General features: G+C 64.6%; 21 protein-coding genes and 1 pseudogene. 14 read left to right on the forward strand and 8 right to left on the reverse strand.

Annotated features, from left to right (window positions below):
* Positions 1–229: 229 nt before the first annotated feature.
* The 3 genes from C5B90_RS12975 to rnhB are packed head-to-tail and all read left to right on the forward strand — an operon-like array spanning position 230 to position 2,856.
* Complete coding sequence (locus C5B90_RS12975; RefSeq protein WP_115882034.1) at positions 230–1,513, forward strand: tRNA pseudouridine(54/55) synthase Pus10; 1,284 nt, start codon at positions 230–232, stop codon at positions 1,511–1,513.
* 39 nt (positions 1,514–1,552) lie between these two features.
* Positions 1,553–2,182, forward strand: coding sequence for a hypothetical protein (locus C5B90_RS12980; RefSeq protein ID WP_115882036.1), 630 nt, complete (start codon positions 1,553–1,555; stop codon positions 2,180–2,182).
* 26 nt (positions 2,183–2,208) lie between these two features.
* On the forward strand, positions 2,209–2,856 hold the full coding sequence (gene rnhB / locus C5B90_RS12985) for a ribonuclease HII (RefSeq protein ID WP_115882038.1): 648 nt from the start codon (positions 2,209–2,211) through the stop codon (positions 2,854–2,856).
* 69 nt (positions 2,857–2,925) lie between these two features.
* On the opposite strand, the gene C5B90_RS12990 is transcribed toward rnhB, so the two are convergent.
* From C5B90_RS12990 to secF, 3 genes are all read right to left on the reverse strand, one after another.
* Entirely contained in the window at positions 2,926–3,159 is a 234-nt protein-coding gene (locus tag C5B90_RS12990) for a hypothetical protein (RefSeq protein ID WP_115882040.1), read from the reverse strand.
* 285 nt (positions 3,160–3,444) lie between these two features.
* Entirely contained in the window at positions 3,445–5,022 is a 1,578-nt protein-coding gene (secD, locus tag C5B90_RS12995) for a preprotein translocase subunit SecD (RefSeq protein ID WP_115882042.1), read from the reverse strand.
* Positions 5,019–5,882, reverse strand: a complete 864-nt coding sequence (secF, locus tag C5B90_RS13000; RefSeq protein ID WP_115882044.1) for a protein translocase subunit SecF — start codon at positions 5,880–5,882, stop codon at positions 5,019–5,021. The genes secD and secF overlap by 4 nt, the downstream gene beginning before the upstream one ends.
* A 127-nt stretch (positions 5,883–6,009) precedes the next feature.
* Between secF and C5B90_RS13005 the strand changes: the two genes are divergently transcribed.
* The gene (locus C5B90_RS13005; RefSeq protein WP_058566399.1) at positions 6,010–6,351 is read left to right on the forward strand and encodes a hypothetical protein; all 342 of its coding nucleotides are present in this window, start codon (positions 6,010–6,012) and stop codon (positions 6,349–6,351) included.
* 45 nt (positions 6,352–6,396) lie between these two features.
* Here C5B90_RS13005 and C5B90_RS13010 read toward each other — a convergent pair whose 3' ends face one another.
* Positions 6,397–6,900 carry a DUF5812 family protein gene (locus C5B90_RS13010; protein WP_115882046.1) on the reverse strand — a complete coding sequence of 168 codons (504 nt, stop codon included), beginning with the start codon at positions 6,898–6,900 and terminating at the stop codon, positions 6,397–6,399.
* A 114-nt stretch (positions 6,901–7,014) separates the two neighbouring features.
* On the opposite strand from C5B90_RS13010, the gene C5B90_RS13015 reads away from it, so the two are divergent.
* From C5B90_RS13015 to C5B90_RS13030, 4 genes are all read left to right on the forward strand, one after another.
* Positions 7,015–7,680 (forward strand): GNAT family N-acetyltransferase, encoded by a 666-nt coding sequence (locus tag C5B90_RS13015; protein WP_115882048.1) that lies wholly within the window; start codon positions 7,015–7,017, stop codon positions 7,678–7,680.
* A gap of 127 nt (positions 7,681–7,807) precedes the next feature.
* Entirely contained in the window at positions 7,808–8,506 is a 699-nt protein-coding gene (locus tag C5B90_RS13020; protein ID WP_058566396.1) for a CDP-alcohol phosphatidyltransferase family protein, read from the forward strand.
* On the forward strand, positions 8,503–9,207 hold the full coding sequence (locus C5B90_RS13025) for a PHP domain-containing protein (protein WP_115882050.1): 705 nt from the start codon (positions 8,503–8,505) through the stop codon (positions 9,205–9,207). The genes C5B90_RS13020 and C5B90_RS13025 overlap by 4 nt, the downstream gene beginning before the upstream one ends.
* Positions 9,204–9,887 carry a TVP38/TMEM64 family protein gene (locus C5B90_RS13030; protein WP_115882052.1) on the forward strand — a complete coding sequence of 228 codons (684 nt, stop codon included), beginning with the start codon at positions 9,204–9,206 and terminating at the stop codon, positions 9,885–9,887. Before C5B90_RS13025 ends, C5B90_RS13030 begins: the two co-directional genes overlap by 4 nt.
* 31 nt (positions 9,888–9,918) lie before the next feature.
* Here the strand turns inward: C5B90_RS13030 and C5B90_RS13035 are convergent, their stop codons facing one another.
* The gene (locus C5B90_RS13035; RefSeq protein ID WP_115882054.1) at positions 9,919–10,452 is read right to left on the reverse strand and encodes a hypothetical protein; all 534 of its coding nucleotides are present in this window, start codon (positions 10,450–10,452) and stop codon (positions 9,919–9,921) included.
* Positions 10,453–10,524: 72 nt separating this feature from the next.
* On the opposite strand from C5B90_RS13035, the gene C5B90_RS13040 reads away from it, so the two are divergent.
* Together C5B90_RS13040 and C5B90_RS13045 are read left to right on the forward strand one after the other, a co-directional pair.
* A complete protein-coding gene (locus C5B90_RS13040) occupies positions 10,525–11,817 on the forward strand; it encodes a glucose-6-phosphate isomerase (RefSeq protein WP_115882056.1) in 1,293 nt (430 codons plus the stop codon).
* 329 nt (positions 11,818–12,146) lie between these two features.
* On the forward strand, positions 12,147–12,884 hold the full coding sequence (locus C5B90_RS13045; protein ID WP_115882058.1) for a CPBP family intramembrane glutamic endopeptidase: 738 nt from the start codon (positions 12,147–12,149) through the stop codon (positions 12,882–12,884).
* Between the two features lie 75 nt (positions 12,885–12,959).
* Here the strand turns inward: C5B90_RS13045 and C5B90_RS13055 are convergent.
* The 3 genes and pseudogenes from C5B90_RS13055 to C5B90_RS13065 all read right to left on the reverse strand — a co-directional run bounded on the left by C5B90_RS13055 (position 12,960) and on the right by C5B90_RS13065 (position 15,123).
* A pseudogene (locus C5B90_RS13055) lies at positions 12,960–14,204 on the reverse strand (RNA-guided endonuclease InsQ/TnpB family protein).
* A 196-nt stretch (positions 14,205–14,400) separates the two neighbouring features.
* On the reverse strand, positions 14,401–14,859 hold the full coding sequence (locus tag C5B90_RS13060) for an NOB1 family endonuclease (protein WP_115882060.1): 459 nt from the start codon (positions 14,857–14,859) through the stop codon (positions 14,401–14,403).
* Positions 14,860–14,877: 18 nt separating this feature from the next.
* Positions 14,878–15,123, reverse strand: a complete 246-nt coding sequence (locus C5B90_RS13065) for a PRC-barrel domain-containing protein (protein ID WP_008096388.1) — start codon at positions 15,121–15,123, stop codon at positions 14,878–14,880.
* Positions 15,124–15,322: 199 nt separating this feature from the next.
* Here C5B90_RS13065 and infB point away from each other — a divergent pair, with 199 nt between their 5' ends.
* The 4 genes from infB to C5B90_RS13090 all read left to right on the forward strand — a co-directional run bounded on the left by infB (position 15,323) and on the right by C5B90_RS13090 (position 19,291).
* The gene (gene infB, locus C5B90_RS13070; protein WP_115882062.1) at positions 15,323–17,125 is read left to right on the forward strand and encodes a translation initiation factor IF-2; all 1,803 of its coding nucleotides are present in this window, start codon (positions 15,323–15,325) and stop codon (positions 17,123–17,125) included.
* 50 nt (positions 17,126–17,175) lie between these two features.
* Positions 17,176–17,613, forward strand: coding sequence for a hypothetical protein (locus C5B90_RS13075; RefSeq protein ID WP_115882064.1), 438 nt, complete (start codon positions 17,176–17,178; stop codon positions 17,611–17,613).
* Positions 17,613–18,557 (forward strand): site-specific integrase, encoded by a 945-nt coding sequence (locus tag C5B90_RS13080; RefSeq protein WP_115882066.1) that lies wholly within the window; start codon positions 17,613–17,615, stop codon positions 18,555–18,557. The genes C5B90_RS13075 and C5B90_RS13080 overlap by 1 nt, the downstream gene beginning before the upstream one ends.
* Before the next feature lie 500 nt (positions 18,558–19,057).
* Positions 19,058–19,291 carry a hypothetical protein gene (locus C5B90_RS13090; RefSeq protein ID WP_115882070.1) on the forward strand — a complete coding sequence of 78 codons (234 nt, stop codon included), beginning with the start codon at positions 19,058–19,060 and terminating at the stop codon, positions 19,289–19,291.
* Positions 19,292–19,345 lie beyond the last annotated feature (54 nt).

Below are 19,345 nucleotides of genomic sequence, written 5' to 3' on the forward strand. Positions count from 1 at the left end.
CGGCTACCACGCCGCCGTACATCAAATTTCTCGGAGCCGAGATAGCACTCCACTCGGGGCGTGTTGACAAACGTCTCAGCTGAAGTGGAGGTCGGTGCGGGAGTCAACGAGACCGGTAGAGAGGCTGTTTCGGCGACGTTCTCCGGGCGCGACGCGACGACTGCGACGACCGAGCGGCGACGCGCCGAACAAAGTAAGCTAGTTACGCGCGCCCCGATAGAGACCGAACATGAGCATCCTTGAGGACGCGCGAGCGCTCGCCGAGAGCGGGCCGGTCTGCGACGCCTGTCTGGGTCGGGCCTTCGCCGAGCGCAGTTTCGGGCTGACGAACGCCGAGCGGGGCAAGTCGCTCCGGGTCGCCGCCGCCCTCGACGACGACGAGCCCTACGAGGCCGTCGAGACCGAGGACTGCTGGGTCTGTGAGGGGGCCTGTGCCGAGTTCGACGAGTGGGCCGAACGCTGCGCCGAAGCCATCGAAGACGTGGAAGTCGAGACGTATCAGGTCGGTACCCGTGCGCCCCCGCTCGTCGAGGAGAACGAACTGCTCCTCCGCGAGGGCGCGGGGCTCCCCGAGGACGCCGGCGAACTGTTCAAATCCGAGTTCAACCGCGAGGTCGGAAAGCGCGTGGGTCGGCTCACCGGCACCGAGGTGGACTTCACCCGCCCGGACGTGCAGTTCCTCCTCGACATCGAAGCCGACACCGTCGAGGCGCAACTCAACTCCGCGTTCGTCTACGGCCGCTACCGGAAACTCGCGCGCGACATCCCGCAGACCGAGTGGCCCTGCCGCGAGTGCGACGGCTCGGGCTACAAGGGCAAAGAGCCCTGTGACTACTGCGGCGGGTCGGGCTATCTCTACGAGGACAGCGTCGAGGGCTTCGTCTCCCCCGTCGTGATGGATGTGATGGACGGCGTCGACGCGAAGTTCCACGGCGCGGGCCGCGAGGACGTGGACGCCCTCATGCTCGGGACGGGTCGACCGTTCGTGGTCGAAATCATGGAACCCCGCCGCCGCACCATCGACGTCGAACAGCTCGAAGGCGACATCAACGCGATGGCCGAGGGCGAAATCGAGGTCGAGGGGCTTCGGCTCGCCACCTACGACATGGTCGAGCGCGTGAAGAAACTCGACGCGAGCAAGGAGTACCGCGCCGCCGTCGAGTTCGACGACGACGTGACCGACGAGGACCTGCAGGCCGCGCTGGACGAACTCACCGGCGCGACCATCGAGCAGTACACGCCCCATCGCGTGGACCACCGCCGCGCGAGCATCACCCGCACCCGCCACGTCTACGACGCCACCGGCGACCTCGAAGACGCGCGCCACGCGACCGTCGAAGTCCACGGCGAGGGCGGCCTCTACATCAAGGAACTCGTCTCCGGCGACGAAGGGCGAACGAACCCGAGTCTCGCCGGCATCCTCGACACGGGCGCGGTCGTCACCGCGCTCGACGTCATCGCGGTCGAAGGCGAGGACGAACCGTTCGAGGACGACGAGTTCTTCAAGGACTGAGGAGAAAGCACTTGTCTGCTGAATGACTTTTCTGAGGAGATGCCCTCCGCCCTCAACGTGACTCGCATCGTGCTCGCGGTCATCCTCGTCGCTGTCGGGTTCGTCGTCGTCCCCGCGCCCGGAAGCCCGGAGTACGACCACCGCGTGACTGTCGAAGACTCGATTCCCGAGGAGGCCGAGAGCGTTGACGGTGCGGTTTTTCGCGGTAGTGAGTCGCTCTCCTCGCCCGCCAAGAAGGTGGTAACGACCGCACACGAACGACTCGGAGAGTCCGCCGACTCCACGACCGTTGTCCTTCGTGGAACGGGCGCACCCGAGTTCTTCTACAGCGACACCATCACACTCGGACGGGGCGAGTACTACGTCGAATACGAGGAGACAACGTATCGGGTCTGGTCCCTTGGTGGCGGCTCGCAAATTCTCGACTACGTCGTTCTCGGCGGACTGTTTTCGCTTGCGGCCGCGTTAGCCACGCCGGTTCTCACCCGAGCGGTTGGCGAACCGAAGGTGGCACACGCCCTTACGGCCGCATTCCTCGCTGGGGTCGTCGTGTTCGGCGTCCACGTGAAAACCAGCATCCTCGCGTCCGTGCTGAGCGTCGCAGTTCTCACGGTGGGAGTGCCGACACTCGCTGGCTGGGTCGGCGTCGCCGCGGACCGCAATCTCTAATTCTCGTCCGCGACACCCGACGAGGTATGCACATCGGCGTCGACGAAGCCGGAAAGGGACCCGTGTTGGGTCCGATGGTCGCCGCGGCGGTCCGGGCGGACCCCGACGCCCTCCCGGACGGAATCGCCGACTCGAAGCGACTGACTCCCGAACGGCGCGAGGAACTCGCCGCGAAACTCCGGGAGCGCGACGACATCGAAGTCGGCGTCGCGTTCGTCGAACCCGAGACAATCGACGACCCCGAGACGGACATGAACCTGCTGACCGTCCGGGCACAGGTCGAAGCGGCCGCCGAAGTCGCCGCCGACGCCGACGAACTCATCTGCGACGCGGGCGACGTGAGCGAGTCCAGATTCGGCCGTCGCGTCCGCGAGGGACTGGCCGAGACGGGCGTCTCGGTCGAGGTCCACGCCCAACACCGCGCGGACGACGAACACGCCATCGTCGGCGCGGCGAGTATCGTCGCGAAGGTCGAACGCGACCGCCGGGTCGAGGCCATCGCTGACGAGTACGGCGAGGTGGGGAGCGGCTACCCGAGCGACGGGACGACCCGCGAGTTCCTGCGGGAGTACGTCCGCGAACACGGTATTCTGCCGGACTGCGCGCGGAAGTCGTGGTCGACGTGTGCCGACCTCATGGCCGCGCACGAGCAGTCGTCGCTGGGCGATTTCTGAGGCGTCGCGGGACCGACGTTCGAAAAAGTGGAGGGTCGGGGCGGTTCGAAGGCGAGTCGCGGAGACGACTTACCGCATCTCGGCGAGCGAGACGTACGCGCCTTCCTGCGCGGAGAGCCACGTCGTCAGCAACTCGTCTTCGGAGAGTCCTGCGGGGAAGATGGTGCACTCGTCAGGTGCGTCGTCGTACGGGGCGACGATTGCGACAAGCTCCTCGTCGTCCGCGGAGGCGGACCGCCGCGTGGCGGTCGGTCGAGTCGTCGTCGCGTCCATGTCGTCGCGTCGAAGTGGCGTGTCTTCCATGAGTGGAGTGCGTGCACCGTGAGTACCGACGGGCGGCGGTTGATCGGTTGCCGGTTCGGTCAGTATTTTATAGACAGTCTATATGATTCTGTCGGCAAGTATATCCCAATGGGGACGACCGAAACCGTCGCAGTCGCCCGATTCTGACATGGGGAACGGACGAGCGGTCGGAGAGGTATCAACTGCGAGAATCGCGACGGTGGCCTGCGGGCGGAGTCGTCGGCTCGCGGCGCTGGACGCGTGACGAACGAGTGAAAGAACGCGTCGGTCGAAAGCGGGTCGACCTCAGCGGTCCTCGGTCAGGAGGAGTCGGAGGATGTCACCGTACGCGGGGCGGGTGACGAGGACGCCGATGATGACGCCGAGGATGGTGAAGATAGCGAAGCCCTGCAGGTCGCCGAGCGAGAGCACGGCGAGCGGGCTCATGGCGATGATGGTCGTCGCGGCGGCCGCGCCGATGACCCAGAAGGCCCGGCGGAACCGCGACTGGAAGACCTTCCGCGACTTCACCGTGCCCTCTGCCATCACCTCGTCGGCGATGATGATGAGGTCGTCCACACCCGTCCCGATGACGGCGATGAAGCCGGCGATGACAGAGAGGTCGAGCGGGTAGCCGATGGCCGCGGCGAACCCGAGGAGGATGTACACCTCGGAGAGACCGGTGACGATCATCGGCAGGGCGACCTGCGGCTTGCCGTAGCGGACGAAGACGACGCCGGCGACCGCGAGGACAGCGATGATACCCGTGATGAGCGAGTTGAACTTGAAGCTCTCACCCTGGCTCGGGGAGATGTACGACGAGGTGCCGCTGTCCTCGCCCGAGAGGTCGAGCTTGGCCGGCAGCGCACCGGCGCGGAGGTTGATGGCGATTTCCTGCGCCTCGGACGTGTTGAGCGTCTGGAGCTGGAAGCTCGGCGCGCCGGCCCACTCGCCGGCCCGCATGGTGTCGGCGAGTCCGTCGCTCATGCCGAAGGCGTTGACGACCTCACCGTTGACGACGAGGAGGAGACAGCCCTCGGTCGTGTTCTGTCCGCCGTCTTCCATGTAGGTACACCGGGTCCCGCCGTTCTGGGCGAGGCCGGTCTCGACGACCGCCGACTGGAACTCCTGTGCGGGTTCGTCCCGGACGGAGACGGGGACGAAGGCCCCGCTTCCGACTTGGGACTCCTGTGCGGTCCCGATGGACGTGAAGTCGGCCTGCGTCAGGACGGCCTCGCGCGTCTCGTAGGTCCGCGTGCCGTTCTGCGAGACCGGGTGATAGATGTCGATCTGGACCGTCCCGCGCTCGCCGACGAGGTCGACGACGTCGGACTGGTCGCGGTTGGGGACCTCGACGAGGATGAAGTGTTCGCCCGTCGCCGTGGTCACCTGTTGGACCGTCCCGCCGGAGAGGCCGGCCTCGTTGATCTTCGACTGGAGAACGCGGACCGTCTCGGCGCGGGTCGTCTCCGTGACACCGTCTCTGACCTCGCCGTGGGCGTAGCCCGCGGCGTCGAGCGCGGCGGCCAAGTCGTCGGTCGTGGCGTTCTCGATGGTCACTTCGACCGTGTTGGACTCCGCGCCCAGACGGGCGATGACGTCCGCGGCGTCGGCACCGTCCAACTGGGCGGCGACCTGTCGCTCGACGACGCGGTCGGAATCGCCCTCGAACTCGACGTCCTCGGCCGTGACGCCGACGAGCGGCGCGCGGATTCGCGTTCCGCCGTCGAGTTGGAGGCCGTACTTGAGGTTCGTCGCGCCGCTGTCATCGGCGATGGGGCCCTGTGTCTGCCCCCCGATGGTCGGCGAGAAGAGGGCGAACGTCGAGAGCAGGACGGCGACGACGAGGAAGATGACCCGCCAGTTGTCGCGGAGCGTGCTCATCGGGCCACCCCCTTGAACTTGTACCAGCGAAGGAGGGTCACGTTCAGCATGTAGGTGTTCATCAGGTCGGCGGTGAGGCCGAACACGAGGACCGTACCGATGGCGGCGAGCAACTGAATGCCGAACAGCGTCGCCGTGATGGTCATGACGATCATCGCCGCGATGGACGTGAGCGTCATGGTCACACCGGTTCGCATGGCGCGCGCGGTGGACTCGTAGAAGTCACCGGACCGTCGGAGGACGTGGTTGTTCAGGAGGATGTCCGAGTCCACCGAGTACCCGATGAGCATCAGGAGGGCGGCGACGGTCCCCAGCGATAGCTCGATGCCGAGGAGGTTCATCAGCGCCACCGGGATGACGATGTCGGAGAACGCCGAGACGACGACCGCGATGGAGGGAACGAACGAGCGGAACATGGCGAACACGAGGATGCTCATGCCCGCGAAGGCGACCGCGAGGCCACCGAGGGCGAGCAGTTGCGTCTCGGAGCCGAAGTTAGCCGACACCGCGTCGATAGACCGGACTTCGAAGCCGGCGTCTTCGGCCTGTGTCTGGAGTTCGGTCGACGTCGCGCTCCCGGACTGGAAGGTCACGACGTACGTTCCGTCGGCCGCGACGGAGCGAATCGATTCGGGCTGACTGTCGAAGGCCGCGGCGACCTCGCTTTGCGGGGCATCCGTTGCGATACGGAGTTCGGTTCCGCCGGTGAAATCGACGCCCGGGTTCACCGGCGCGCCAGTCGCGACGTACCACCCTCCGATGACCAAGAGGGCCACCGCGAGGACCGCGAGGGGGACGGCCACGAGTTGGCGATTCGTGTACCGGGTGTAGTCTACCTCCGGTACCGTAAACTCAACCATGGGTTGCGGTCCTGAGCGGTGCCGAATAAGGTTTCTTATCCGCGGACGGCCTCGGCCGCGAAGCGGTCTGACGAGCGCGCGGCGAACCCGCGACAGGCCCATAGTCGTTGGCCGACAATCGTGAACTATGACGACCGAACCGACGGCGACCCGCGTGGTCGTCTCCTTCCCCGACGAACTCAGCGCGTGGGGCTACGACCAGTTGACCGCCGACCGCTTCGTGAACTACCTGCGGCGGGTCCACGAGGCCGCCGCACCGGGCGACGAGTGGGAGGAGTTCCTCGACGTGGGCTGTTGCGGCGACTCGTTGACGCTGACGCTCCGCGTGGAGGAACTCGACCCCGAAGGGGCGACCCGCATCGGCGACGAGACGACGGTCGAGTTCGTCGAGCGCGAGGGAAGCGTTCACGGCGGGTGGTGCGTCCAGAGCGCGGACGGTCCCGTCTCCTCGACGGCGGAACAGCGATAGGAGAACGCGAGTCGCCGAGCGGGCGAAGAGCAGAAAAGGCCCGACTCAGGGCATGTAGCGGACCGCGACGACGCCCGGTTGCGAGCGGACTTCGACGCGGTTCACGTCGAGTCTGGCGGCCCGCGAGAGCAGGCCCTCGCGGTCCGAGAGGATGTCGTCGACGGCCTGTTCGGTCATGTCGTCGGGGACCGACAGGACGTGAATCTCGCCGGTCCCGGCGCGTTCCTCCCGGACGAGTTCGCCGTCTGGGTTGTCGGCGGCGATGTCGCGGGAGTTCGTCGTCGGCGACTCGGTGGAGCGCTCGACGGAGACAGTCCAGCGCGACTCGACCTCCACGAGCTGCCACGAGACGTTCATCGGCGGGTCGGGCGCGACGGTCCCGCGGACGGCTTCGTCCTCGGAGACGCCGGGGTTCGACGAGAGCGCGTGAACCTGCCCGGAGTGAACGTCCTTCAGGACGGCCGACTCCTCGTCGGCGGCGGTGACGAGAAACGTTCCCGTTCGCTCGGACTCGGACTCGGATTCGGATTCGGACTCGGGCTCGGTCATCACCCGGTGTATGCAACCGGGCCTTTTCCCCGTTTCGGGCGCTTTCGACCGCGTGTGGCACCTGTACCCACGGCGACGGTGGGCTTTTCTCGCGGCGCGCCGACGCGACTGACGATGCCCGCGCTCTGGCGGTTGACCCGGACCGAGACGGCCCGCCGCGTCTACGACGCGCTCAAGGCCCGCGGACTCACGGCGACGCAGATGGACGAGTACGTCGCGGACGCCGACGCGGTGGACGCCGACGCGGCGGACGCCGACGCGGCGGACGCCGACCGCGACCCCCCGGCGGGAGTCGAGATTCGCGCGCTCGACCCCGCGGAGGCGACGCGGTTCGAAGCACGTTACGACGCGTTCTCCGAACTCCGAGCCGACGAGACGGCGGTGTGCGCGTTCGACGCTGGGAGAGGCGAGAGGGACGGCGAGGATGGTGAGAACGGTGACGTCGCGGACGACGACATCGTCGGCTACCTCTTTCTCGGCGACCCCGGCCTGACGTACCACGTCCACCCGCTGGAGGCCGACGTGACCTTCCCCGGGGGCTACGTCCGCCGGGTGTTCGTCGCGCCCGAGGCGCGGAACCGCGGTATCGCCACCGCGCTCGTCTCGCAGGCCGTCGCAGTCGCCGCCGAACAGGGGGCCGAAACGGTCCACGCGCTCGTCGCCCGCGACAACCGACCCTCGCAGTGGACCTTCGAGAGCGTCGGCTTCCGGGTCGCCCGCGCCCGAGCGTACTACCGGGTCGGACCGTGGCGACGCCGGCGCGTCGAACCGGGTTCATAGCGGTACAGAGCACTCAGTTCCGTCCCGAGCGCTCCGTTCGGGAACGTTAGTATATAGATATTTGATTTATATATACTATAGCGGTTAAATTTATACTCAATCGGCCGAGTGTGTCGGACAGACAGGCATGACGGACGAACTCAGGTCAGCACTTCGCGGGAGGCTGGACGCGGTCGACGCGCGGGCGAGCGAGGTCGTGCGCTCATCGACGGGGGAGAACATGATTTCGCGGCTCGGGGCCGCGGACTGGTTGAGTCTGGGCGCGCTCTTCTGGGCGTGGGTCGGCGCGATACTGTTCGTGTCGGGCGAGCCGAACTGGGCCATCGTAGCCGTTCTCGCCGGCTTCGCCTTCGACAAGGCCGACGGCTACTACGCCCGCAAGACCGGGACCGCCTCGGCGTTCGGCCGACAGATAGACTCTTTCATCGACATCTTCGCGTACCTCGTGTCGGCGGCGCTCCTGTACCACGTCGCGCTCGCGCCCAACCCGGTCGTGAGCGCCGTCGTCGGCTTCGTCGTCCTCACCTTCGGCGGCCTGCGACTCATCCGCCACAACAGCGAGGGCTTCGGCGACGAGGGCGGCACCTCGTACTACCACGGGACGACGGTCGTCCACACGCACCTCGTCGTGCTGGCGAACTACTTCCTCCTCCAGTTCGTCCCGCTGTGGAACGGCTGGGTCGCGGGCGCGACCATCGTGGCGGTCTGCCCGCTCATGACCTCCGACTACAAGGCGTACAAGACCGACGCGGGCCACGTCCTCGTGGGCGTCGCCGGCGTTCTGACGGTCGCCGGCTGTCTCGCGCTCGAATTCGGCGTGATATGAGCGATCGGGCGCAAGGCTCACGAGGGCCGCAGACGCTTGCGGTGGACCTCCACTTCCACACCGACGCCTCCTACGACTGCGAGATGTCGGTCGAAGCGGTGCTGGCCCGCGCGGCGGCGGTCGGCCTCGACGCGGTCGCCATCACCGACCACGACTCGGTCGGGGCGCTCTCGCGGGCGTTCGACATCGCTCACGAGTACGGCGTCCGGGTCGTTCCCGGCGTCGAGGTCTCGACGGCCGACGGCCACCTCCTCGCGCTCGGCGTCGACGACCCGCCGGCGACGGGGCGACCGCTCTCCGAGACGGCGCGGACGGTCCGCGAGTCGGGTGGGCTCGCAGTCGTGCCGCACCCGTTTCAGACGTTTCGACACGGCGCGTCCCGTCGGGCGATTCGGGACGTTGACGCCGTCGAGGTGTACAACGCGCACACGCTCACCGGGTTCAGAAACGGGCAGGCGCGGCGCTACGCCCGCCAGCAGGGACTCCCGGGCACGGGCGGGAGCGACGCGCACCGGCCCGCGCTGGTCGGACAGGCGTACACGGCCGTCTCGGTCGAGGCGGACGGCGGCGTCACGACCGACGCTATTTTGGACGGGATTCGCGCCGGGCGAACCGTCGCGCGGGGGACGCGAACGACCGCCCGCCAGTACCTGCGGAAGTACGCGCTGAACGCCCGGCTCAAGACCGCCTCGTTCCTGTGACCGGTCGCCTGTTCGACTCGGTAGCGGCGCGGAACGCGGCGCTCGTCAGAGTCGGGGCCGTCGCCGCCGCCTTCGCGGCCGTCGCGGTCGGCGTCGCCGTGTTCGCCCCGCGCCTCGCCGACCCGGCGTGGGTCCGCTCGGCCGTCGAATCGACCGGTCCGTTCGCTCCGTTGGTGTTCGTCGGTATCCAGACGCTTCAGGTGGTGTTCGCGCCGATTCCCGGTCAGGCGCTCGCCGCCGTCGGCGGCTACCTCTTCGGGACGGTCGCCGGCACGGCCTACAGCATGGTCGGCGTCGTGGCGGGGAGTGCCATCGTCTTCCTGCTCGCCCGGCGCTTCGGCAGGCCCGTGGTCGAGCGCCTCGTCGCCGACGACGTGCTCGCCCGGTTCGACGGCTTCGCCGACCGCCGGGGCGTCGCCGGCCTGTTCGTCCTGTTTCTCCTGCCGGCGTTCCCGGACGACGCGCTCTGTGCGCTCGCCGGGCTCTCGCCGCTTCGACTGCGGACGCTCGTCGTCCTCGTTGCCGTCGGTCGCCTGCCGACGTTCGCTCTCGCGGCGGCCGCCGGGCAGAGCGCGGGCGCGGCGAACTACGAGGCGGTTGCGCTCCTCGTCGGAATCAGTGTCGTCGCCTCGGCGGTCGTCTACCGCTACCGCGACGAGTTAGCGACGCGAGTCGGATGAGGCTGAGTCGGAAAACACGAGTCCGCAGCAGTTACCGAAGCAGTCGGTGAATCCCGTAGATTCCCACCGCGCACGCGACCGGCGGGACGAGCCCGTAGATTGCGGGGAGGTCGTAGAGGAGTTGGACGACGGGAACGAGCGCTGAGACGGTCACGGGACCCACCGCGAACGGCTCGGCGGGCGTCTGAAGCTCCGCCGGCACCGACGCGACGAGTCCGACGTACACCGACAGCATGAACACGAAGCCCGCGAGCGCGAGGCTCAGGTCGTACCGCGGTTCCGAGCCGGTGCGGCGGTGTCGGCGGGCGACGAACAGTACGGGAGCGACCAGCGGCGCGACGACGAACAGCCCCACGAGGACGTAGAACGACCGCGAGAGGGTAAGCGAGCCACCGGGGACGCCGGCGGTCGCGCCGATGAGGACCACGAGTCCGAAGGCGACGAACAGCGAGACGACACCCGTCGCGAGGGCACCGACGAGGACGTAGCACTTGAACAGCCACGACTCGCTGTGCCGGAAGGCGTACGGGAACGCGCCGATGACGCCGCCGTAGTCGTCTGCCATCGGTCGCCCTTGGGAGCGGCCGCGATTAAAGCGACCGGTGTCGTTTTGACGCCGGGCGACGCGGCATCCTGTATGCAGGTAGACCTCGGGAACGTCCTCGGCACGGCGTCGGCCCACGGCGTCTCGCGCGAGGCGCTCGAACGACTCGACGGCCGCGTCGCGGCCGCCCACGACCGCATCGAACGGGGCCGAGAGGCCGGCGAACACGGCTACGAATCGCTGAACCTCCCGAACAGTACCGACCCCGCGGCGATTCGGGACGCCGTGAGCCGGTTCGACGACCCCTCGGCGGTCGTCACCGTCGGCATCGGCGGGAGCGCCCTCGGCGCGGCCACTCTCACCGACGCGCTCGAAAGCGACGTGGACGCCTACTACCTCGACAACGTCGACCCGGAGGCCGTCGAGCGCCTCCTCGACTCGCTTGACCTCGCGTCGACCGTCGTCAACGTCGTCTCGCGGTCCGGTACGACCGCCGAGACGCTGGCGAACTTCCTCGTCGTGCAGGAGGCCATGGCCGACGCGGGCGTCGACTGGGCCGACCGGACGTTCGTCACGACCGGCGAGGAGGGCAACCTCCGCGACCTCGCCGACAAGCACGACCTCCCGTCGCTCCCCGTCCCGGACGGCGTCCCCGGTCGCTTTTCGGTGCTCTCGACGGTCGGCCTCGCCGCCGCCGCCCTCTGCGGCCACGACATCGAGGCGGTGCTGGAGGGCGCGGCCGCACAGGAGGCGCGCCTGTCGGACTCGCTTTTCGACTCGCCGGCGTACGCCTACGGCGCGGTCTCCTACGCCCTCGCCGAGCGCGGCCTGCGGCAGAACGCGATGATGCCCTACGCGGAATCGCTCGAAACGTTCTCCGAGTGGTTCGCCCAGCTCTGGGCCGAGTCGCTCGGAAAAGACGGTCTCGGCCAGACGCCCCTGCGGGCGCTCGGCGCGACCGACCAGCACTCCCAGCTTCAACTGTACCGCGCCGGCCCGCGCGACAAACTCGTGACGCTCGTCCGCGCCACGGAGCGCGAGGACGTGGCCATCCCCGAGACCGACCTCGACGGTCTCGCGTACCTCGGCGGCTCGTCGCTCGGCGAACTGCTCGACGCCGAGTTCGAGGCGACCGAAGCGAGCCTCGCCGCGGCCGGCTGTCCGAACGTCCGCATCGAACTCGACCGCGTGGACGAGTACGGCCTCGGTGAACTGCTCTACGCGATGGAGGCCGCCTGCGTCCTCTACGGCGAACTCGCCAGCGTGGACACGTTCATCCAGCCGGCGGTCGAGTGGGGCAAGCGCGCCGCCCGCGGCCTGCTCGGCGGCGGCGACTTCGAGGAAGCGGACGCGGTCGAAGAGAAGTCGCGGCTGGTCGTCGAGTAGTCGGAGCGAGAGGCTCACGGCGACTACGGCCGAGAACCAGCTTTTGCGACGACCACAGAACAACCAACCAGCGACGACTACCGAACAGTCCACAGGGCGGGACTGAAAGGGGCCGCCGCGAGGGCGAACCCCGGGGCGGTGAGGACCGCAGGCCGGAGGCTGAGGACCGCGGCGGCCCGCGGGAGCCGTCGCGGCGGGGGCTTTCGAGAGGTTCCCGCAGTCCGGTTCTCCTCTCGAGACGGCGCAAACGACGCAGACTTACGTGACTTCACAGCATCACGAGGATCGACCCGAATCGGTTATCCGACCCCGTTCCGAAGGAGAGGGCAATGGCACACGACACCGCCCGCGCGTCTGCGAGCCCCGCAGACCACCTCCAAGCGTACGGTGGCATCATCATCGTCGTCGCCCTCTCGCTTCTCGTCGGTGCGACGTTCGGCTCGGTCGCCGGCGGCCTCGCTCGCGGCGTTGTTCCGGGTGACACCGCACTCATCGGCGCGATACAGAGCGCCGGACAGTTCGTCGGCTTCGGCGTCGTCGGCGCGGGCTACCTCGCCGCCCGCGACGACTGGGACCTGATTCGATTCGAGCGACCGACCGCCCGCGACGCCCTGTGGATCGTCGGCGGGTTCGTCGCCGTGATGGGCGTCTACCTCGGCGCGTCGGCGCTGATGTCCGCGCTGGGAATCCAGAGCGGCGACAGCGTCATCGCCCAGCAGGGCCGCGAGAACCCGGTGTACTTCCTGTATCTCACTGTCGTCACCATCGTCCTCGTCGGCCCGGCGGAGGAGCTTATCTTCCGCGGCGTCGCCTTCGGTGAACTCCGCCGACTCTGGGGCCCCGCGCCCGCGGTCGTCCTGTCGAGTCTGGTGTTCGCGTCGATTCACGTCTGGTCCTTCTCCGGCGAGGGAGCCTTCGTCTCGCTGGGGATGGTGTTCCTCCTCGGGAGCGTCCTCGCGCTCGTCTACGAGAAGAGCGGAAACCTGCTCGTCGCCGCGCTGGTCCACGGACTGTACAACGCAGTCCAGTTCCTCGTGAGCTACGCGCAGGCGACCGGCATGGTGTAAACTACCCTACCCTACTCCCTCGGCGCTGTGCGCCTCGGTCCTTGAGGGTAGGGCTTTGATGTGGACTCCCGGCAATCAGTCCCCAGTAATAGGCTGGTGACTCTCACCGTTCAACATCCCACCATTCACACGCACGTCTACTGGTGCGTCTCCGCTCCCCGACTTGGGCGAGGAACGGAGGCTATGTGTCTGTTTCCGGGCGTATCGCACCCCGATATTCTTCGCCGCATTGTAGTCCGCGTTGACCTCATACTCGCATTTCTGGCACTCGAAGTGTTCTCCCTTGCGGTTGCCGTCGTGCGTAAAGCCACAGTCCGTCCGAGAACACCGTTGGGACGTGTGGTTCGGCTCAACCTCCTCCACGGAGACACCCTGCTCTGGTGCCTTGTAGGAGACGTACTCGGCGAGGCGGCGGAACGCCCACACGTGGTGCCACTTCGCGTCCGGAAGCCGCTCGCGGATGTCTGTTAGGTCCTCGAACACGATCACGTCGCAGGCGTGTTCGACGGCTTCCGAAACGATCTCGTTGGCAACCGTGTAGATGTACTGTTTCCGCCACGCTTCTTCACGCTTGCCGAGCCGAAGCAGCGCGTTGTGTGCGGCCTGCGTGCCGCGCTGTTGCATCTCACCACGCCGCCTCTCGAACTCGCGGCACCAATGGTCGTACTCGTCTCCCTGCCAGAACGTGCCGGTCGAAGCTACTGCGAGGCTGTTGACGCCGAGGTCGATACCGAGGACTGTTTGGTGCCCGGTATCTGCCGAAACCTCGGGCTCGTCGTCATCGTACTTCCGGGTCGTAATGTGGAAGTAGAACTCGTCGGTCGCCTTGTCGTATTGGAGTGTACTCGCCCGGAACTCGTACTCTTCGGAAAGAACGTACTGTTCGTAGGGTGTCGGGCTGTCCGCCGGGAGTTCAAAGTCGCACTCAACACGCCCGTTGACGGTTGAAAGCGAAACTTTGTTTCGGTAGAATGTGGCGCTTCGCTTATCGTACAGCATACTCCACGAGGTGAACTCCGGTCGGCTCACGCGCTTGCCCTGTTTCCACCGTTCGACACACCCTGTCGTTGCTTGGACGGCACGTCAGATGGCTTCTTGGACGAGGTTCGCGGTGAGTTCTGTTTCCTCTCGCAGTTCCTCATAGAGCGCATCCCGTGCGGTCGCGTTCGCCGTAACGCAATTCGTGTAGGAGCGATCGTCCCAACAGAACTCGGCGGCACGGTTTGCACAGTGAAGGAACTGGCGAGCTGACTCGTGGAGGTCGTCGCGTCGCTCATCGGGAACGATGAGTTTGACCGGCGCGGTTCGACGCAACTCCATACTTCAGATGAAGAACTATCGGTTCTTAATTATTTAGGAGTCAGGTGGCCAGAGTATGCCGGTTGTGCCGTACCATGTCGGTTTCCTCTCCGACCTACTCGCTTGCTTCGCTCACTCCTTGAGGTCGGAGACTCCACCTTGTATAATGCTGAAAAAGAACGCGGACAGCCGAGTCGAGTCGGCCAGGTCGACCGGCTTACGCCGGATTCTTCCGCGTCAGCTCCATCCCGCAGATGGGACAGCGCTCTTTGTTCTCGTCGAACTCGCGGCCGCAGCCCTGACATTGGAACTTCCAGTTCCGCTGTTCAGCGATGCCGTCTTGGGCGATGACTTCGACGCCGACGTTGAGTCGTTCGGCGACGTTCTGCATCGCGTAGTCGTCGGTGACGAGCGTCGCGTCGAGTTCGAACGCGGCGGCGATGAGGCGCGTGTCGGTCTCCGAGAGCACGTCACGGTCGCCGGTCTCGCCCGCGGCGCGAAGCACCTTGTCTACGGTCCCCTGTCCGGGGATGTGGACGTACATGCCCGCGCCTTCGAGCGCGTCGAAGCGGAAGGCGTGCTCGCCGGTGAGTTCTTCCTTGACGAGGGGAATCGAGGCCGTCTCGTCGTCGGTGTGGTACTCGTGGATGAACGCAGAAGCGTCGAGAATCCGCATTGAGAATCTATCCTGAAACTACCGTTGGACGACGATGTAATCCTTGACCGCCTGCACGCGATTCACCGGGATTCGGAACCGACCGCGGTCGTCCTGGTCGAACGCCACACGGCTCGGGGCGACCTGTTCGTTCGGCTGGACGAGGAGGTCGTGAAGCTCGCCCGATTTCAGATCCATCGTGATGTTGTACAGCATCCCGAGTTCCGTCCCGTCGGACCCCATGACGGCCTTTCCGGAGAGGTTCTCGGCGAGTATGTCGGCCATACACACCCCTTCCTCGCCGGTTCACATAAACGACACGGGCACGTCTGACGGGCGGCCGACGACCGACCCGAATCCGCCTACGGGCCGCGAGAACAGTCGACACGGGGAATCATGGGACTCATGCGCACGGCCGTGACGATGGACTTAACTTGAGTCACCGACTCGATTTCGGTAAGAGCTTTCTCCGGGGCGATTCTTCATGTCCGACACTGATTCGACGTCACAATCCGATACGCTTCGCACACCCATCGTGGCCGTCCTCGGCCACGTGGACCACGGGAAGACGAGTCTTCTCGACAAGATTCGCGGCTCCGCCGTCAGCGAGGGTGAGGCCGGTGCCATCACCCAGCACATCGGCGCGACCGCGGTCCCCTTAGACACCGTCTCGCAGATGGCCGGCAGTCTGGTCAAACCCGAGGACTTCGACCTCCCGGGGCTGTTGTTCATCGACACCCCGGGTCACCACTCCTTTAGCACCCTCCGCTCCCGCGGCGGGGCGCTCGCCGACATCGCCATCCTCGTGGTCGACGTGAACGACAGCTTCCAGCCGCAGACCGAGGAAGCCATCGACATCCTCAAACGAACGGGGACGCCGTTCATCGTGGCTGCGAACAAGATAGACACGACGCCGGGATGGAACCCCCAAGAGGGGGAACCCATCCAGAAAACGTACGAGGAACAGTCCCAGCGCGCCCGCTCGAAACTCGACGAGAAACTGTACGAGATTATCGGCGAACTCTCCGACCGCGGCTTTTCCTCCGACTTCTACTGGCGCGTCCAGAACTTCCAGTCCAACATCGGCGTCGTCCCCGTCTCGGCGCTCACCGGCGAGGGCATCCCGGACCTACTGGGCGTCCTGATGGGCCTCTCCCAGCGCTACATGAAAGATGAGATGGCCATCGACGTGGCCGGTCCCGGCTCCGGGACGGTCCTCGAAGTCAAGGAGGAACGCGGCTTCGGCGCGACCCTCGACGTGGTCCTCTACGACGGGACGATTCGCGCGGGCGACACCGTCGTCGTCGGCGGCGCGAACGACCCCATCGTCACCGAGGTCCGCGCGCTCCTCCAGCCCCGCCCGAACGCCGAGATTCGCACCGAAAAGCGGTTCGACAAGGTCGACGAGGTCCGCGCCGCGGCCGGTGTGAAAATCGCCGCCCCCGACCTCGAAGACGCGATGGCCGGCGCGCCGGTCCGCGTCGTCGGCGACCGCGACCTCGACGAGGTCATCCGCGAGGTCGAAGCCGAACTCGCCGACATCGAAGTGACGACCGAGGAGGAGGGCGTCGTCGTCAAGGCCGACACGCTCGGCAGTCTCGAAGCGATGGCGAACGCCTTACAGGAGGCTGAGGTTCCCATCCTCCGCGCCGAGGTCGGCGACGTGGCCCCGCGCGACGTGGCCGTCGCCTCGACCGCCCGCGAACCCGAACACAAGGTCATCCTCGGGTTCAACGTGGACGTGCTCTCGAACGCCGAGGCCGAACTCGAAAAGAACGACGTGAAGCTGTTCGAAGACGACGTTATCTATCAGCTCGTCGAGGAGTACGAAGACCACGTCAACGAGATGAAGCGCGCCCAACAGGAGACGATTCTCGACAAAATCGTCCGCCCGTGTCGCTTCCGCATCCTTCAGGACCACGTCTTCCGGCAGAACAACCCCGCCGTCGTCGGCGTCGAAGTCATGTCCGGGACCATCAAGAACAACATGAACGTCGTGAAGTGGGAAGACGGCGAGGCCAACCGCGTTGGCCAGCTCTCGGGCATCCAAGAGAACGGCGAGGACGTGTCGAGCGCCCGCGCGGGGTCGCGCGTCAGCGTCGCCATCGACGGCCCGACGGTCGGCCGGCAGATAGACGAGGGTGACGAGCTCTGGATAGAGCTTCCCGAGAAGCACGCGAAGATTCTCGAACAGGAGCTCCGCGACGACATCCCCACCGACGAACTGGAGGCGCTGTCTGGCTACCTCGAAAAGCACCGCCGCCGCGACCCCTTCTGGGGGAAGTAGATTCGCAATTATACCATATTTCTATAAACCCCTGCTGAGTAGCTACAGGTGTGCCTCGGAGCCAAATCAACATCAAGGTCAATTCGGAGACAAAGGAAGAGTGGGACGAGTTTGTAGAGGAAGAACAGGAAGTCGGCTCACTAACCGAACTCATCCGACGAAGTGTTGAAGATTTCATCTCCGCTCACTACGCCGAGTCGAGCGAAGAAGGATTAGAAGAAGAAGTCTTTCTCCAAGAAATCGAATCGCTCCGTGGGGATATCGACACAGTACTCGACGCTGTGAAATCTTCACACCTTGACCAGCTGAGTCAAGGAAAAGTTAGAGAGGCGTCCGTCGAAGCGAACGAAGAACTCTGGGAGTGGTACTACCCACAAATCGTGGCTCGTATCGAAGGTGAAGAAGCACACGAGATAGAGGGTGGTGACGGGTTTGCGTTCAACAACCCGAAAGAGCGTCCTGACGACGAAGAAGACGGTGATAACTGATGGAGAAATCCTACGAAATCACGGACGACGATATAGTGCAGTATGTGAAGCGACGGAAACTGCGTGCTGGCGATAAATCCACTTGGTCACGCACCCAAGAAGGTCTCCGCAAATTCCAACGCTTCCTTGACGAGTTTGGCTTCAACTCATATGAAGAAGTGGACGAGGAAGATATGGAGATGTTCCTCGACTTCCTGTTAGAGGACGGTGGCTCCGACCTGACCGTCAAAGGACTGTTCTCCACAACTCGTGTCTTCCTGCAGAAGAACGATATCGAAGCCGCCGACGATGTAGACCTCACCGAACTCGGAGACCAAACTCTCGCTCAACAAAACCTCAAAGACGGCATCCACTATGTGACGAAGGAAGAACACCAGCTGATGCGAGACCACTACGAATCGCTTCGTGAAGAACTAATATGCGAACTCCTCTGGTCAACTGGAATTCGGCGCTCCGAAGCCGCATCTATCCAACTCAATCACATCGATAGAGATGAAGAAAGCATCTGGATAGACAACGCCAAAAACGACGATAATCGCATCGTCTACTACTCATCTAACTTTTCCCGCATCCTCCGAAAGTGGCTCGACCGAGGCGGGCGAGCGCAATACGACAAAGCACCCGATTCAAACTACCTCATCTGCACTTCGTACTCGACACAGGTGCAGAACAAATACCCAAACGAAGTGGTGAAGCGAGTAGCCGACCGTGCAGGCATCCTCGACACTTACGCAGAGGACGCTGCGGGCCGTCCACTACACCACCCAACTGCCCACTCTTACAGACACTCATATGCGGTCTATCGGGTAAAGAACGGGATGAACCTCAAGTTCCTCTCGTTGCTGATGGGTCATCAGAGCGTTGAGGTTACTGCTGATAATTATCTCCACTTTAAGCAAGAAGAAATCAAAGAAGCGAACGAGAACCACCGACCGAAGTTTTAGAGCAGGCTCAATAGGAAAGCCAGCACTTTGTCAGCCGCCCACCCGAGGAACAGGAGAGTACCTCCAATCACAATCAAAGCGTCAATATTCGAGCCATCATCCGACGACTTCTTCGACTTACTCGAACTAGACTTCCCACTTGACCCCGACTTTCGCTCCTTCTTCCGCTTTGCTCGCTTGAGAGATTTCTCTGCTTCTTCTTCACTCAAATCATACTCGTTCGGGTCAATCTTAGACATGTGAGAGTATAGAGGCTGAAAACCCTGTAGTGCTCGGGAAGTAAGGAAAAGCAGTCGGTGGGAGTTGAACCCACGACCTCGGGAGCGACCCGTTTGAACCAGACTCAGATTTTGACTGCAATTGTAGTCGGACAAACTCACGAGTGCGGTTAGACTCAAGAATCCGACTACACTCTAACAACCTATATCAAATCCTATATACTTTATCCCGAATCGAGGAGAGGAGCGCCTAACAAGCTGTAGATAGTACAATAATACAGTATGAGCGACGAGGTGACTGACGAGATTCCTGAGGAAGCCAGAGAAGAATACGATGAAGCGAACCTAGACGACCTCGAAGACGATGAACTCTTAGACGAGTATTACAGTTGCGTCCATCATCTAGGAGTCTGTGCCGCAGAAGGACAAATCGATAACCAACAACAGAAAGAAGCGAAGATACTCCGAGAGAAGATTCTTGGGAGGATGAGTGAAGAATACACTCCCACTTACTGACTTACCTTCTAACCATATTAGCACTTAGCAACAAAGCTGCTAATTAGCAGGAAT

This window comes from Haloferax sp. Atlit-12N (assembly GCF_003383095.1).
In the GTDB taxonomy this organism is placed as follows: domain Archaea; phylum Halobacteriota; class Halobacteria; order Halobacteriales; family Haloferacaceae; genus Haloferax.